Here is a 13,643-nt window from a genome sequence, read left to right as displayed (position 1 = left end):
CCACGCCAAGGCCTACACCGGCAGCAACGCGGTCATAGCCCTGGTCGGCGACCTCAGCCGCGCCGAAGCCGAGGCCATTGCCGCACAGGTATCGGACGGCCTGCCAAAAGGCCCGGCGCTCGCCGCACCTGCCCAGCCTGCGGAAGCCAAGGCCGGTCTGACGCACATCGACTTCCCGTCCAAGCAGACCCACCTGATGCTGGCCGAGCTCGGCATCGACCGCCAGGACCCGGACTGGCCGGCCTTGTCGCTGGGCAACCAGATCCTCGGCGGCGGCGCATTCGGCACCCGCCTGATGAGCGAAGTACGTGAAAAGCGCGGCCTCACTTATGGCGTGTACTCGGTGTTCAGCCCGATGCAGGTGCGTGGTCCGTTCATGATCAACCTGCAAACCCGCGCTGAACTCAGCGAAGGCACGCTCAAGCTGGTGCAGGATATTCTTGCCGACTACCTCAAGACCGGCCCCACCCAGCAGGAGCTGGACGATGCCAAGCGCGAACTGGCCGGCAGCTTCCCGCTGTCCAATGCCAGCAACGCCAGTATCGTCGGCCAACTGGGCGCCATTGGTTTCTACAACCTGCCGCTGACCTGGCTGGAGGACTTCATGCAGCAGTCCCAGGCCCTGACCGTCGAGCAGGTCAAGGCGGCCATGAACAAACACCTGTCAGCCGATAAACTGGTTATCGTCACCGCCGGCCCGAAAGTGCCGCAACAACCGCTGCCAGCACCTACTGACAAGCCCTCCGAGCAAGCGCTCGGGGTACCGGAGCACTAATGCCAAGATCCACCTCCCCCGCCCGCCCGCAGACGGGCCAAAGCAAGGGCCAGGGCCACCTGCGCATTATCGCCGGCGAGTGGCGCAGCCGCCGCCTGGCGGTGCCCGAGGGCGAGGGCCTGCGGCCAACGCCCGACCGCGTGCGCGAAACCGTGTTCAACTGGTTGGCCCCGTATATCGAGGGTGCCCAGGTACTGGATGCCTTCACCGGCAGCGGTGCCCTGGTGCTCGAAGCCCTGTCACGCGGGGCCGAAAATGCTGTGGCGCTGGACAGTAACGCGGCAGCCATCGCCAACCTGAAGAACAACCTCGAACTGCTGCGCTGCCCGCGCGGGCAAATCCTGCAGACCGACGCCCTGCGCTACCTGCAAGGCCCGGCCAAGCAGCAGTTCGACGTGGTGTTCCTCGACCCGCCGTTCCATCAGGACCTGCTGGCCAATACCTGCAACCTGCTGGAGCAAAATGGGTGGCTGCGCGAGCAAGCCTGGGTCTACACCGAAAGCGAGGCTGCGCCGTCTAGCCTGCAGATGCCCGGCAGCTGGCGCCTGCACCGCGAGAAAAAAACCGGCCAGGTGCATTACGCGCTGTGGCAGCGGGGCTAAACAAGTAGTGCAACCCGGCTGACCCTTTCACTGAAGCTGTTCCGGTTTACCGCAACCGGAGCACTTCAGCGATGACATCCCCATCCCCTCTCGACATTGAAAAGGTCAACGACGGACTAGCATCTGTCGCGGCCGCTGCCCCCGTCCCTTTACAGCACTTCACGCTGGACAATGGCTTGTCCGTCTACCTGCGCGAGGATCTCGGCACTTCGCTGGCTGCAGTCCAGCTGTGGGTGCACGTGGGGGTCAGCCATGAGCCTGTCGGCCATAGCAATCTGTCACACCTGTTGGAGCACTTGGTCTTCGAAGGCAGCAGCAAGCTTGCGGCCGGCCAGTTCAGCAGAGTGATCGCGCGACTTGGCGGCTCCAGCGACGCCGTCACCCTGGATGACGCTACTGCATACCAGATGATGCTGCCGGCCGCTCGCTTGCCGATCGCCCTGGAAATCATGGCAGACGCAATGAGCACCGCCACATTCGGTCAACCCGAGATGGGGCAGGGAGTCAAAGCGGTCGAGGACGAGTATCGGCTCAAGTTCGCAAGCAATGTGCGGGAGCAGGCATACAACCAACACGACATGCTCGCCCATGGCGAGAGTGCATATGCCACACCGAGTTTCGGCTACCCTGCAGATCTGAAAAACATCAAGCTTGAAACACTGCGAACCTGGTATCGCACGTGGTACCACCCCAACAACGCCACGCTGGTGGTGGTAGGTAATGTCGCCCTGTCTACGCTTCGGCTGCACGTATCCCGGTACTTCAGCAGCTTGCCCAGAGCCCCCCTGGCGAAACCACCCATCCCCCGCCATGGCTCCGTCCCTTATGAACGCAAACACACCGTAGCACTGCCGGCACTCAGCAATGGCGTGCGTATGTCGTTCAACGTCCCGAGCTGCGCGACGGCGCTTGACCCAACGTTAGCGCCAACACTGGAACTTATCTGCGACATGCTCGGCAAGGGCGACAGCTCACTGCTGTATAGCGACCTGGTGCGCGAAAGACGCCTGATTTCGAATGTGAGCGTCAATTACGATCCGTTGGTTCGCGGTGACACTCTGCTGACCATTACCGCTGCTGTGAACACCAGCAACGCCACACCCGAGCAAGCTGCAGAGGCGATCTACCAGATGATTGCCGAGCTGCGACTGGCGCCACTGTCATCTGAAGAGCTGGAACGTGCAAAGTTGCGAATGCTCACGCGACGGCTGTTCAGCCTCGATGACCTTGAAGGGCAGGCAACACGAATTGGCGCGGCCGCTGCTGCCGGCCTGTCCCCCTCAGTTCTGGATCAGGAAGCCCGCATTATCGGAAGTTTGGACAGTGCCACGGTGCAGAGCGTGGCGCTTGCCTACCTGGGACGCGAGCGGCTGACCATCACCTACTTTCAGCCAGGAGCAGCAGCATGACCCACGACCACACCCTCGCCACGCCTCCATTGCTGTGCGATGGCCCGGCGACCGACACTGCTGTAGCAGCCATGACCAAACTGCAATCAGCCCATGACATCGAGCTTGGCAAAATACCGCCGTTGCAAGCCGAAGCGCAGCAATGGCAGACCCGCGAAGGAGCAAGGGTCAGCTTCATTGCGTCTCATGACCGCCCGATGTTCGATCTGTCGTTGCGCTTCCGGGCCGGCAGCGTGCTGGATGGCCCCGAACCGGGGCTCGCTGCCTTGGTGCTTTACAGCCTCGACCAAGGGACGGAGCAGCTCGAGGCGGCCGACTTTGCAGCACAAATCGAGGGGCTGGGAGCAGTACTGGAGACCCGACTGAAAACCAGCAGCGCCCTCATCACACTGCGCTGCCTTAGCTTGCCAAGCCTTCGCAACAGCGTCATGCAACTGCTCACGGACATGCTTGCACACCCGGCGTTCAGAACTGCTGATGTGGACAAGATCCGAGAACGGCTGGCTTTCCTGGGTTCTGCCCAGGCACGCGGCACGATTAACCGGCTGCTTGAAACGACCAACGCACATGTCTTCAAGGGTCATCCCTATGCGACAGCTTCGATTCCGGCAGACATCAGCAAATTCACCGGCGAGCAGTTGAGGGCTTTCCACCAGCGAGCCTATTCGGCCAGTAATCTCGATATAGGCCTGGTGGGGAACTTGACGCGCGAAGAGGCCGAAGACCTGGTCGGCAAACTCGTTCGCGCGCTCCCTCAGCAGTGGGTCGCGCAGGATTTGCCGCCGGTAGCCCCACACTCGCCCCTTGTCCGGCACATCGAACGCTCCAGTACCACAACCCGCGGTATGCTGACCATTTCATCGAATGTCACAGCGGGTGACATGGTATATCCCGCCCTGACGCTACTGGACGCAATCCTGGGCGGGGGTTATGAATCCCGTCTGATTCAGGAACTACGTGTCCGACGCGGTCTGACCTATGCCATCTATTCCTCGCTCACACCCCATGATGCCGGCAGCTTGTTGCACATACTCTGGGACGTCGCACCACAGTACCGAGACGGGGCAGCGGCGCTGATATCCAGCATTATGCGGTGCCTGGGCGACCGTGGCCCTAGCCAGGCCGAATGCGACATGGCCTTGAACCAGCTAGCGGGTCAACTGCATAAAGAACTTCTGGATAAAGCGAAACTGGCCAAAGCCCTTGCGACTTACAGTCACCATGGATTGCCGGGGAACCATCTTGCTACCTACCTCGACAAGCTAGGCACACTGACACCCGGAAACCTTCGTGAAGCCGCGCAAGTGTGGCTGCGCAACGCCCCGGAAGTATTCGTCTCCATAGGAGCGGACACCGAGCAACTGCCACTGCCGGAGCCTGCGTCGGTCGACCAATAGCGCAGGTACAGTCGCGCTGTTTCATGGCACTCTAGGCAGGCACATCACGAGTTGCCCAGTATGCCAAGCTACAGCGCCACATTTCGTCCGGCCATCGGCCTCTCCAACCCCCACCTGCAAACCTTGTGGGGGCCGCTGTGGCGCAAGCTGCCTGAACTGCATCGCACTCGCGAGCGGCTGTGGCTGGCCGATGGCGACTTCATCGACCTGGACTGGCACGGCCCGCACCAAGCTCAGGCGCCACTCGTGCTGGTACTGCACGGCCTCACCGGCTCATCTCATTCGCCCTACGTCAAAGGCCTGCAGCAATCCCTGCAGGCGCGCGGCTGGGCCAGCGTGGCGGTGAACTGGCGCGGCTGCTCGGGCGAGCCCAACCTGCTGCCACGCAGCTACCATTCGGGCGCCAGCGAAGACCTGGCCGAAATCATCAACCATCTGCGCGCTCAACGCCCGTTGGCACCGCTGTATGCGGTGGGTTACTCCCTGGGTGGCAATGTGTTGCTGAAATACCTGGGCGAAAGCGGCGTCGCCAGCCAGCTGGAGGCCGCGGTGGCAGTGTCGGTGCCGTTCCGCCTCGACCATTGCGCAGACCGCATCGGGCAGGGCTTTTCAAAGGTGTACCAGGCGCATTTCATGCGCGAAATGCTGGCTTATGTGCAGCTCAAGCAACACCACTTCCATGAAAAAGGCGAGCATGAACGACTCGCCAGCTTGCAACGACTTGGCCCGTTGACCAACCTGCGCACGTTCTGGGACTTCGACGGCAAGGTCACCGCACCGTTGAATGGCTTCGTTGACGTTCACGATTACTATCGCCGTTCATCGAGCCATTTCTACCTTGGCCAGAATCGCACGCCGACGCTGATCATCCATTCCAGCGATGACCCCTTCGTTGCCGGCCATAGCCTGCCCACCGCCCGCGAGCTGGCGGCACAGACTCGCTTCGAGCTGCACAGCAGGGGCGGCCATGTGGGGTTTGTCGATGGCAGCTTGCGTAATCCTGGGTATTACCTGGAGCGGCGTATTCCGCAGTGGCTGCTCGAGGGTAACTAGCCTCAACCCTCCTGAGCCTGCGCGATTTCTGTGGGAGCGGGTAAACCCGCTCCCACCTGGTCCCTGCTAAAACGTCGATATTGTTACTCGCCAGTTGCCACGCCATGCGCGGGGTTGTTGATCCACTCGCTCCACGACCCGGCATACAGCTTGCCCAGCGGATACCCTGCCAGCGCCAACGCAAACAGGTTATGGCAAGCCGTCACCCCAGACCCGCAGTACGACACCAGCTGCTCCGGCGCCCGTCCGCCCAGCTTCTCGGCAAAGCGCTGCCTGAGCTGATCTGCCGGCAGAAAACACCCGTCGGCCCCCAGGTTGTCGGTAAACGCCGCGCACTGGGCCCCAGGAATATGCCCGGCCACCGGATCGATCGGCTCCACTTCACCGCGAAAACGCGGCAAGGCCCGGGCATCGATCAACGTCAGATCCGCAGCGCCCAGACGCTTGGCCAGATGCCCGGCATCGATCAGCAACGTGCTGTCCGGCTCACCGCTGAAAGTGCCATCGCGCTTGTGCGGCGGGTCCAGGCTCAGCGGCAAGTGCGCTGCATGCCAGGCTTTCAAGCCGCCATCGAGAATCGCCACGCCGCTGCGTTTGCCCAGCCAGGCCAGCAGCCACCACGCGCGGGCCGCGAAGGCCCCCGGTCCATCATCGTACAGCACCACCTCACTGTCATTGTCCAGGCCCCACTCACGCAGGCGCCCGACCAGCAGCTGCGCATCCGGCAACGGGTGCCGCCCGGTGCGCCCCTTGCTCACCGGCCCGCTCAGGTCGCGTTCCAGGTCGGCAAAGTGCGCCCCGGCAATATGCCCCTGGGCATAGCTGCGTTGCCCATAGTCCACATCCTCGAGGGCAAAGCGGCAGTCGAGGATCACCAACCCGGGCTCCTCCAGACGCTCGGTCAATTGCTGCGGGGTGATCAATTGCGCAAGGGGCATGACTATCTCCTGATCGATGGCACAAGAGCCCTGGGTTAGTGCTCCAGGGCCTGATTGAACGGTACGTGGAATTCCTGGCACAGGGCATCCACGGCAGTACGGGCGTTGTCGGTGACGAAGCCGAGTTCCAGCACCAGTACCTGATAGACACCGCGCTTGAAGGCTTCTTCACCCAGGTGCGCGGAATGTTCACGCGTGGTGCTGAGAAAACGAACCCAGGAGGTCAGCACGATCCAGGCGTTGATGGTAAGCGACTCGATTTGCGCAGGTGCCATGGCCAGGATGCCGGCCTCGACGAAACCGCGGTAAATCGCCTGGCCCTGGCGCAGGCAGCGCTCGGAAAAACGCCGGTAACGGGCCGCCAGCTCCGCGTCGCTGTCCAGCAGGTGCTCGAGGTCACGGTGCAGGAAGCGGTAGTTCCACATCGCCGCAAGCAAGGCCTTGAGGTAGAAGCGCTTGTCTTCGACAGTCGCCGCACGGCCCTGCGGCGGGCGCAGGAAGCTGTCCACCAGCGCTTCGTACTGGCTGAACAGGAGCGCGATGATCGCCTGCTTGTTGGGGAAGTGGTAATAGAGATTGCCGGGCGAAATTTCCATGTGCGCGGCAATGTGGTTGGTACTGACGCTGCGTTCGCCCTGCTGGTTGAACAGGTCCAGGCTGTTCTGCACGATGCGCTCTCGGGTCTTAATGCGCGGTGCCATGCTCGGCTCCCAGTCTGCGGGCCTTGGTAAAGGCTTATCTTACGGTGTATTAGCGGTCGAATGCACCGCTGGATCACCAGCAAAAAGTCGCACCACCGTGCAAGTTAGAGTATAGGCTCTAGAGGTTCCCTCGCCCGGATTCGACACCATCATGAACTCGCCCAGTGCCTTGCCCCCTGTGCAATTCGACCTCGACCTTGCAGCGATGTTTGCTGCCCAACGCCAGGCCTTTGCCGGTAACCCGTCGCCACCGGAGGCGCAGCGGCGCCAGTGGCTGAAAAGCCTGCGCGAAGCCCTGCTGAGTGGCCAGGCCGAATTGATCGCAGCCATCACACAGGACTTTGCCGGGCGTAGCGCCGATGAAACCCTGCTGGCCGAACTGCTACCGTCGGTGCAAGGCCTGCGCCACGCCGAAAGACACCTGCAGCGCTGGATTCGCCCCAGCCGGCGGCGAGCCGGCCTGGCCTTTCAGCCCGCCAGGGCACAGGTGCGCTATCAACCCTTGGGGGTGGTCGGCATCATCGTGCCTTGGAACTACCCGCTGTTCCTCGCCATCGGTCCGCTGACCTGCGCCCTGGCAGCCGGCAACCGGGTCATGCTCAAGCTCAGCGAAGCCACGCCCGCTACCGGCCTTGCGCTTCAGCAACTGCTGGCGCAGGTATTCCCCAGCGACCTGGTCAACGTGGTGTTGGGTGAAGTCGAGATAGGCCAGGCGTTCGCCCGCCTGCCATTCGACCACCTGCTGTTCACCGGAGCCACCAGCGTGGGCCGTCAGGTAATGCTGGCTGCTGCGCAGAACCTGACACCGGTCACCCTGGAACTGGGCGGCAAGTCACCTGCCATTGTTTCGGCCGATGTGCCGCTCGACGCTGCCGCCGAGCGCATCGCCTTCGGCAAGACCCTCAACGCCGGCCAGACCTGCGTGGCGCCCGACTACGTGCTGGTGCCGCGCGAACGCCTGGACGCCTTCAGCGACGCCTACCAGGGCGCCGTGCGCCGCCTGTACCCACACATCGCCGACAACCCCGACTACACCGCCATCATCAACCCGCGCCAGTTGCAGCGCCTGCAGCACCTACTGGACGATGCCCGTGCCAAGGGTGCGCAGGTGATCGACCTGTACCCTGACGAAACCCGCCAGGGCCGTCGCCTGCCGCCACATTTGCTGCTGCGGGTAGACGACAGCATGCAGGTGATGCAGGACGAGATTTTCGGCCCGCTGCTGCCACTGGTGCCCTACGACGGCCTCGATCAGGCGCTGGCGTACATCAACCAGCGCCCGCGCCCACTGGCGCTGTATTACTTCGGCTATGACCGCGCCGGCCAGGAGCATGTGCTGCAACATACCCATTCTGGCGGCGTGTGCCTGAACGACACCCTGCTGCATGTCGCTCAGGATGACCTGCCCTTCGGCGGCATCGGCCCTTCGGGTATGGGCCATTACCATGGCCATGACGGTTTCCTGACCTTCAGCAAGGCCAAGGCGGTGCTGGCCAAGCAACGCTTCAACGCCGCCCGGCTGATCTACCCACCTTATGGCAAGGCCTTGCAGCGCCTGGTCTACAAGCTGTTCATCCGCTGAGGGCCGGGCCATCCAACGCTTGCCCTGCCGCGCTTCGACCTGCCCGTCTGTGATTTCCTTGCCGGCGCCAGGCTCAGCGCGGCCCTGGTCGCCCGCCTGGCACACAGTGCATGACAAGCAACAACGCCCCTGTCTATAGTGCCATCAGCTGGCCGCATGACTTGGCCGGGGCGCCGTCGCTGCGCTACCATCCGACTCCCCAACGCACTCCAGCCAGGATGACGCGATGAACCGAGTGTTGTACCCGGGTACTTTCGACCCCATTACCAAAGGCCATGGCGACCTGGTCGAGCGCGCTTCGCGGCTGTTCGACCACGTGATCATCGCGGTGGCGGCCAGCCCCAAGAAAAACCCGCTGTTCCAGCTGGAACAACGGGTGGAGCTCGCCCGTGAGGTCACCAAGCACCTGCCCAATGTCGAAGTCATCGGCTTCTCTTCCCTGCTGGCACATTTTGCCAAGGAACAGGGCGCCAACGTCTTCCTGCGCGGCCTGCGTGCGGTGTCCGACTTCGAGTACGAATTCCAGCTGGCGAACATGAACCGGCAACTGGCACCCGATGTCGAGAGCCTGTTCCTGACGCCTTCGGAGCGGTATTCGTTCATTTCCTCGACCTTGGTCCGGGAAATCGCCGCATTGGGCGGTGACATCACCAAGTTCGTCCACCCGGTGGTGGCCGAGGCGCTGACCGAACGCTTCAAGAAGCAGGTCTGATGCCTGATTGTCGCGCCCGCGTGCACTGCGGGCGCGAATGCGGCACAATTGTGCCCATTGCGTTGAACATGCCCGGGCGCTGAGCCCCGGCCGGAGCCCCCATGTCCCTGATCATCACCGACGATTGCATCAACTGCGACGTCTGCGAACCCGAGTGCCCGAACGAGGCCATCTCCCAAGGCGAAGAGATCTACGTGATCGACCCTAACCTGTGCACCCAGTGCGTGGGCCATTACGACGAGCCGCAGTGCCAGCAGGTCTGCCCGGTCGACTGCATCCCGCTGGATGAAGCACACCCGGAAACCGAAGAACAGCTGATGGCCAAGTACCAGCGGATCACCGGCAAGGCCTGATATCAGGTCAGCCCTCATCGCCGGCAAGCCAGCTCCCACAGGGATATCACCGCTCTTGAGGGCTGTGCAGTATCTGTGGGAGCTGGCTTGCCGGCGATAGGGCCCTGAGCCTTAGCGCTGGCAGCGCGGGCAGAATACGCTGGCCCGCTGCCCCAGCTTGACCTCGCGCAACTCCGTGCCACACACCTTGCACGGCTGCCCGCCACGCCCGTACACAAACAGCTCCTGCTGGAAATACCCCGGCTGCCCGTCGCCCCCGATGAAGTCGCGCAGGGTGGTACCCCCTCGCTCGATCGCCGCCGCCAGCACCCGTTTGATCTCGATAGCCAGCTTCAGGTAGCGCGCCCGGGAAATCCCGCCCGCGGCCCGCCGTGGGTCGATACCTGCGGCAAACAGCGCCTCGGTGGCGTAGATGTTGCCCACCCCCACCACCACCGCGTTGTCCATGATGAACGGCTTCACCGCCATCGACCGCCCGCGCGACAGCTGGAACAGCCGCTCACCGTCGAACAGGTCGGTCAGTGGCTCCGGCCCCAGCCGCAACAGCAGTTCGTGATTCAGCGGGTCGGGGCTCCAGAGCATCGCGCCGAAGCGGCGCGGGTCGGTGTAGCGGAGCATCAGCCCCGACTCCAGCTCGATGTCGACGTGCTCATGCTTGGCCGCCGGTAGCCCCAGCTCGACCAGACGCAAGTTGCCCGACATGCCCAGATGGCTGATCAGGGTGCCGACCTCGGCATTGATCAGCAGGTATTTGGCGCGCCGCTCGACGCTGACGATGCGCTGGCCTGACAGGCGCACGTCCAGGTCTTCCGGGATCGGCCAGCGCAAGCGCCGGTCACGCACTACCACGCGGCTGACCCGCTGGCCCTCCAGATGTGGCGCGATACCGCGCCGGGTGGTTTCTACTTCGGGTAATTCCGGCATGTGTCAGTGCCCGCCCAGCTCGCGAATGTTCTGCTTGAGGTTTTCGAAATCGTATTCCGACAGGCCAATGTAATCGAGCACCAGCGGGCCGACCACATTCCACTCATGGTCCACGGCCTGGTTGCCCAGCACCCGGTAGGATGCACAGATATGCTCGGCCATCTTCAGCACCGCGAGCAGGTTTTTCAGCTGGCTTTGGGTGTTGCGCGAGGTATCGTCGCGGAACACCGCCAAGGCGTTGTGGTGGTTGGCGATAGCCGCAGTCAGGTGCTCGGGCAGGCGCCACGATTTGGCAGTGAAATAGCCGACCACCGAATGGTTGGTGTTGAACGCGCGGTTTTCGGTGTCGACCACCCGCGTGTCCCCATCGGCATTGGCGTAGGCTTGTTCCAGCACCTCCATGTAGTTGGGGAAGCGCTTGAGCATCAGCGGCACGCCGCAGTCGTGGAACAACCCCATCGTGTAAGCCTCGTCTGCTGCCTGGATGCCCGTGCGCTTGGCCAGGGTCAGGCAGGTCATCGCCACGTCCTGGGCGGTGTCCCAGAAACGGTTGAGGGTAACGATGGTTTCATCGCTCATCTCGCCCTTGATCGACTGGGCGTTGATCAGGTTGATGATGGAGCGGCTGCCCAGCAGATTCACCGCGCGCTGGATCGAACCGATCTTGTTGGAAAGGCCGAAATGCGCAGAGTTGACCAGCTTGAGCAAGGCGCCCGAGAGGCCCGGGTCCTGGGAAATCAGCTTGGCGATGGTTTCCAGGTCCGGGTCAGGCATGTACTGCTCGAACTGCAGGTCGACCATGATCTGCGGTTGCGGCGGGATGGTGATGCCTTGCAAGGCTTGCTGGATCTGTTCGGCGCTGAGTTCTTGGGACATGCGTGCACACTCGTTTAGGACGGGGGATTCTAACCCGGCAGCAGCAGCCGTGGCGCATGCCTTGTTCCCTTTGTCGAGGCCCTGCACCGATCAATGGGCAGACAGGCTATACTCCCGCTCTTTTTTCCCGGAGCGACGTCATGTCCCTGCCCAGCCTTCGCCTCAAAGCCAATGCCGACCGCCGCCTGCGCGCCGGACACCTGTGGGTCTACAGCAACGAAATCGACGTCAGCGCGACCCCGCTGCAAGGCTTTCAGGCCGGCCAGCAGGCCGTGCTCGAAGCGGCCAATGGCAAGCCGCTGGGCATCGTCGCACTGAGCCCGAACAACCTGATCTGCGCCCGGCTGCTGTCGCGCGATATCAAGCTGCCGCTGGACAAGTCGCTGCTGGTACACCGCCTGAACGTCGCCCTGTCCCTGCGCGAGCGCCTTTTCGACAAGCCGTGCTACCGCCTCGTCTACGGTGACTCCGACCTGTTGCCAGGCCTGGTGGTCGACCGTTTCTTCGACATCCTCGTGGTGCAACTGGCCTCGGCCACCATGGAAGCGCACAAGGATGACGTGATCGCGGCCCTGATCCAGGTGCTCAAGCCCAGCGGCATCCTGTTCAAGAACGATTCCGCAGCGCGCGACGCCGAAGGCCTGCAACGCTATGTCGAAACGGTCTACGGCGAAGTCCCGGACTGGGTCCCGCTGGAAGAAAACGGCGTCAGGTTCGAAGCCCCGGTACGCGAAGGCCAGAAGACCGGCTGGTTCTACGACCACCGCATGAACCGTGCGCGCCTGGCACCTTATGTGAAGGGCAAGCGCGTGCTCGACCTGTTCAGCTACATCGGTGGCTGGGGCGTGCAGGCCGGTGCGTTTGGCGCCAGCGAAGTGTTCTGCGTCGATGCCTCGGGCTTCGCCCTGGATGGCGTGGAGCGTAACGCGGCACTGAACGGCATCAGCGAGAAGCTGACCTGCATCGAAGGCGATGTGTTCGAAGCCCTGCGCGAGCTCAAGGCTGCCGAAGAGCGCTTCGACGTGATCATTGCCGACCCACCCGCCTTCATCAAGCGCAAGAAAGACCTGAAAAACGGTGAAGCCGCCTACCGCCGCCTGAACGAGCAAGCCATGCGCATGCTCAACAAGGATGGCATCCTGGTCAGTGCTTCTTGCTCGATGCACCTGCCGGAAGATGACCTGAACAACATCCTGCTGACCAGCGCCCGCCACCTGGACCGCAACCTGCAGCTGCTCGAGCGCGGCGGCCAGGGCCCGGACCACCCGGTGCACCCGGCCATTGCCGAAACCCGCTACATCAAGAGCATCACCTGCCGCCTGCTGCCGAACAGCTGATACACACTGACGCCACTGGGGCCGCATTGCGGCCCAGTGGTCGCTCAGATATCCAGCACGCAGGACGCAATCCCGAAGTGCACCAGCACATATGCGCGGTAATGGTTTCCTCGAATGCGGCGATACCCGCGCCCGAGAAAAGATTGCCAGATACCAGCAGCATCAGCCACCGCACCCGCTTGCGGTACAGCAGGCTGACGCGTCTCAGAAGCATCCTGCAAACCGCCGCTCATTTGACCAAAGCCACCGCCCAGACACATCGCCATTCCCTCGCCGCGCCAGCGGTGTAGAATCGGCCTATTCATCGCCAGTCATCCCCGGCGGGTTTATGAGCTCTGGCCAAGCACGCGGCGATCCCGTGGTGTCTTCGGCCCCATCCGTGCCAGTGGCAACCGGCCTGCGGCGCAAAGGAAAAGAGAAGCTCACTCCCCTTTATGTGACCTGATTAAGCCGCCAGGAGTGTTTCATGCCTGATTATCGTTCCAAGACTTCCACCCACGGCCGCAACATGGCCGGCGCCCGTGCCCTGTGGCGCGCCACCGGCATGAAGGACGACGATTTCAAGAAACCGATCATCGCCATCGCCAACTCGTTCACCCAGTTCGTCCCGGGCCACGTGCACCTGAAGGACCTGGGCCAACTGGTCGCCCGTGAAATCGAACGCGCCGGTGGCGTGGCCAAGGAATTCAACACCATCGCGGTGGACGACGGCATCGCCATGGGCCACGACGGCATGCTGTACTCGCTGCCAAGCCGCGAGATCATTGCCGACGCCGTGGAATACATGGTCAATGCGCACTGCGCCGACGCCATCGTGTGCATTTCCAACTGCGACAAGATCACCCCCGGCATGCTGATGGCCGCCCTGCGCCTGAACATCCCGGTCATCTTCGTTTCCGGTGGCCCGATGGAGGCCGGCAAGACCAAGCTGGCCAGCCACGGCCTGGACCTGGTCGATGCCATGGTCATCGCTGCGGACTCCTC

Annotated in this window: 15 protein-coding genes; 10 read left to right on the top strand and 5 right to left on the bottom strand. The window is 62.8% G+C overall.

What is annotated here, in order from left to right:
• The 5 genes from HP546_RS15865 to HP546_RS15845 form a co-directional block, all read left to right on the top strand.
• Positions 1–775, top strand: a 775-nt coding sequence (locus HP546_RS15865; RefSeq protein WP_172227237.1) for a pitrilysin family protein, incomplete at its 5' end; no start/stop codon positions are given.
• A complete protein-coding gene (gene rsmD / locus HP546_RS15860) occupies positions 775–1,377 on the top strand; it encodes a 16S rRNA (guanine(966)-N(2))-methyltransferase RsmD (protein ID WP_172227235.1) in 603 nt (200 codons plus the stop codon). The genes HP546_RS15865 and rsmD, both read left to right, overlap by 1 nt.
• A 71-nt stretch (positions 1,378–1,448) precedes the next feature.
• On the top strand, positions 1,449–2,786 hold the full coding sequence (locus HP546_RS15855) for a pitrilysin family protein (RefSeq protein ID WP_172227233.1): 1,338 nt from the start codon (positions 1,449–1,451) through the stop codon (positions 2,784–2,786).
• On the top strand, positions 2,783–4,183 hold the full coding sequence (locus HP546_RS15850; protein ID WP_172227231.1) for a pitrilysin family protein: 1,401 nt from the start codon (positions 2,783–2,785) through the stop codon (positions 4,181–4,183). Before HP546_RS15855 ends, HP546_RS15850 begins: the two co-directional genes overlap by 4 nt.
• Before the next feature lie 60 nt (positions 4,184–4,243).
• Complete coding sequence (locus HP546_RS15845; protein WP_172227229.1) at positions 4,244–5,236, top strand: hydrolase; 993 nt, start codon at positions 4,244–4,246, stop codon at positions 5,234–5,236.
• An 83-nt stretch (positions 5,237–5,319) separates the two neighbouring features.
• On the opposite strand, the gene HP546_RS15840 is transcribed toward HP546_RS15845, so the two are convergent.
• Positions 5,320–6,174, bottom strand: a complete 855-nt coding sequence (locus HP546_RS15840; RefSeq protein WP_172227227.1) for a sulfurtransferase — start codon at positions 6,172–6,174, stop codon at positions 5,320–5,322.
• 35 nt (positions 6,175–6,209) lie between these two features.
• Positions 6,210–6,875 carry a TetR/AcrR family transcriptional regulator gene (locus HP546_RS15835; protein ID WP_172227225.1) on the bottom strand — a complete coding sequence of 222 codons (666 nt, stop codon included), beginning with the start codon at positions 6,873–6,875 and terminating at the stop codon, positions 6,210–6,212.
• A 151-nt stretch (positions 6,876–7,026) separates the two neighbouring features.
• On the opposite strand from HP546_RS15835, the gene HP546_RS15830 reads away from it, so the two are divergent.
• The 3 genes from HP546_RS15830 (at position 7,027) to HP546_RS15820 (ending at position 9,522) form a co-directional block, all read left to right on the top strand.
• The gene (locus HP546_RS15830; protein ID WP_172227224.1) at positions 7,027–8,457 is read left to right on the top strand and encodes a coniferyl aldehyde dehydrogenase; all 1,431 of its coding nucleotides are present in this window, start codon (positions 7,027–7,029) and stop codon (positions 8,455–8,457) included.
• A 226-nt stretch (positions 8,458–8,683) separates the two neighbouring features.
• Positions 8,684–9,169 (top strand): pantetheine-phosphate adenylyltransferase, encoded by a 486-nt coding sequence (gene coaD / locus HP546_RS15825; protein WP_172227222.1) that lies wholly within the window; start codon positions 8,684–8,686, stop codon positions 9,167–9,169.
• A 101-nt stretch (positions 9,170–9,270) separates the two neighbouring features.
• Positions 9,271–9,522, top strand: coding sequence for a YfhL family 4Fe-4S dicluster ferredoxin (locus tag HP546_RS15820; RefSeq protein ID WP_172227220.1), 252 nt, complete (start codon positions 9,271–9,273; stop codon positions 9,520–9,522).
• A gap of 111 nt (positions 9,523–9,633) precedes the next feature.
• Here HP546_RS15820 and mutM read toward each other — a convergent pair whose 3' ends face one another.
• Positions 9,634–10,446 carry a bifunctional DNA-formamidopyrimidine glycosylase/DNA-(apurinic or apyrimidinic site) lyase gene (gene mutM, locus HP546_RS15815; RefSeq protein WP_172227218.1) on the bottom strand — a complete coding sequence of 271 codons (813 nt, stop codon included), beginning with the start codon at positions 10,444–10,446 and terminating at the stop codon, positions 9,634–9,636.
• A gap of 3 nt (positions 10,447–10,449) precedes the next feature.
• Positions 10,450–11,268: an HDOD domain-containing protein gene (locus HP546_RS15810; RefSeq protein WP_172227239.1), complete on the bottom strand. Its 819-nt coding sequence runs from the start codon at positions 11,266–11,268 to the stop codon at positions 10,450–10,452.
• A 194-nt stretch (positions 11,269–11,462) separates the two neighbouring features.
• Between HP546_RS15810 and HP546_RS15805 the strand changes: the two genes are divergently transcribed.
• Positions 11,463–12,659, top strand: a complete 1,197-nt coding sequence (locus HP546_RS15805; protein WP_172227216.1) for a class I SAM-dependent rRNA methyltransferase — start codon at positions 11,463–11,465, stop codon at positions 12,657–12,659.
• Positions 12,660–12,703: 44 nt separating this feature from the next.
• Here the strand turns inward: HP546_RS15805 and HP546_RS31415 are convergent, their stop codons facing one another.
• Entirely contained in the window at positions 12,704–12,964 is a 261-nt protein-coding gene (locus HP546_RS31415) for a hypothetical protein (RefSeq protein WP_256676330.1), read from the bottom strand.
• 161 nt (positions 12,965–13,125) lie between these two features.
• Between HP546_RS31415 and HP546_RS15795 the strand changes: the two genes are divergently transcribed.
• On the top strand, positions 13,126–13,643 hold a 518-nt coding region (locus tag HP546_RS15795; RefSeq protein WP_172227214.1), incomplete at its 3' end, for a dihydroxy-acid dehydratase.

The organism is Pseudomonas sp. CM25 (genome assembly GCF_013179705.1).
Lineage (GTDB): Bacteria > Pseudomonadota > Gammaproteobacteria > Pseudomonadales > Pseudomonadaceae > Aquipseudomonas.
Note: the sequence above shows the minus strand (reverse complement) of the source record. Positions and strands in the feature narration are given on the sequence as shown.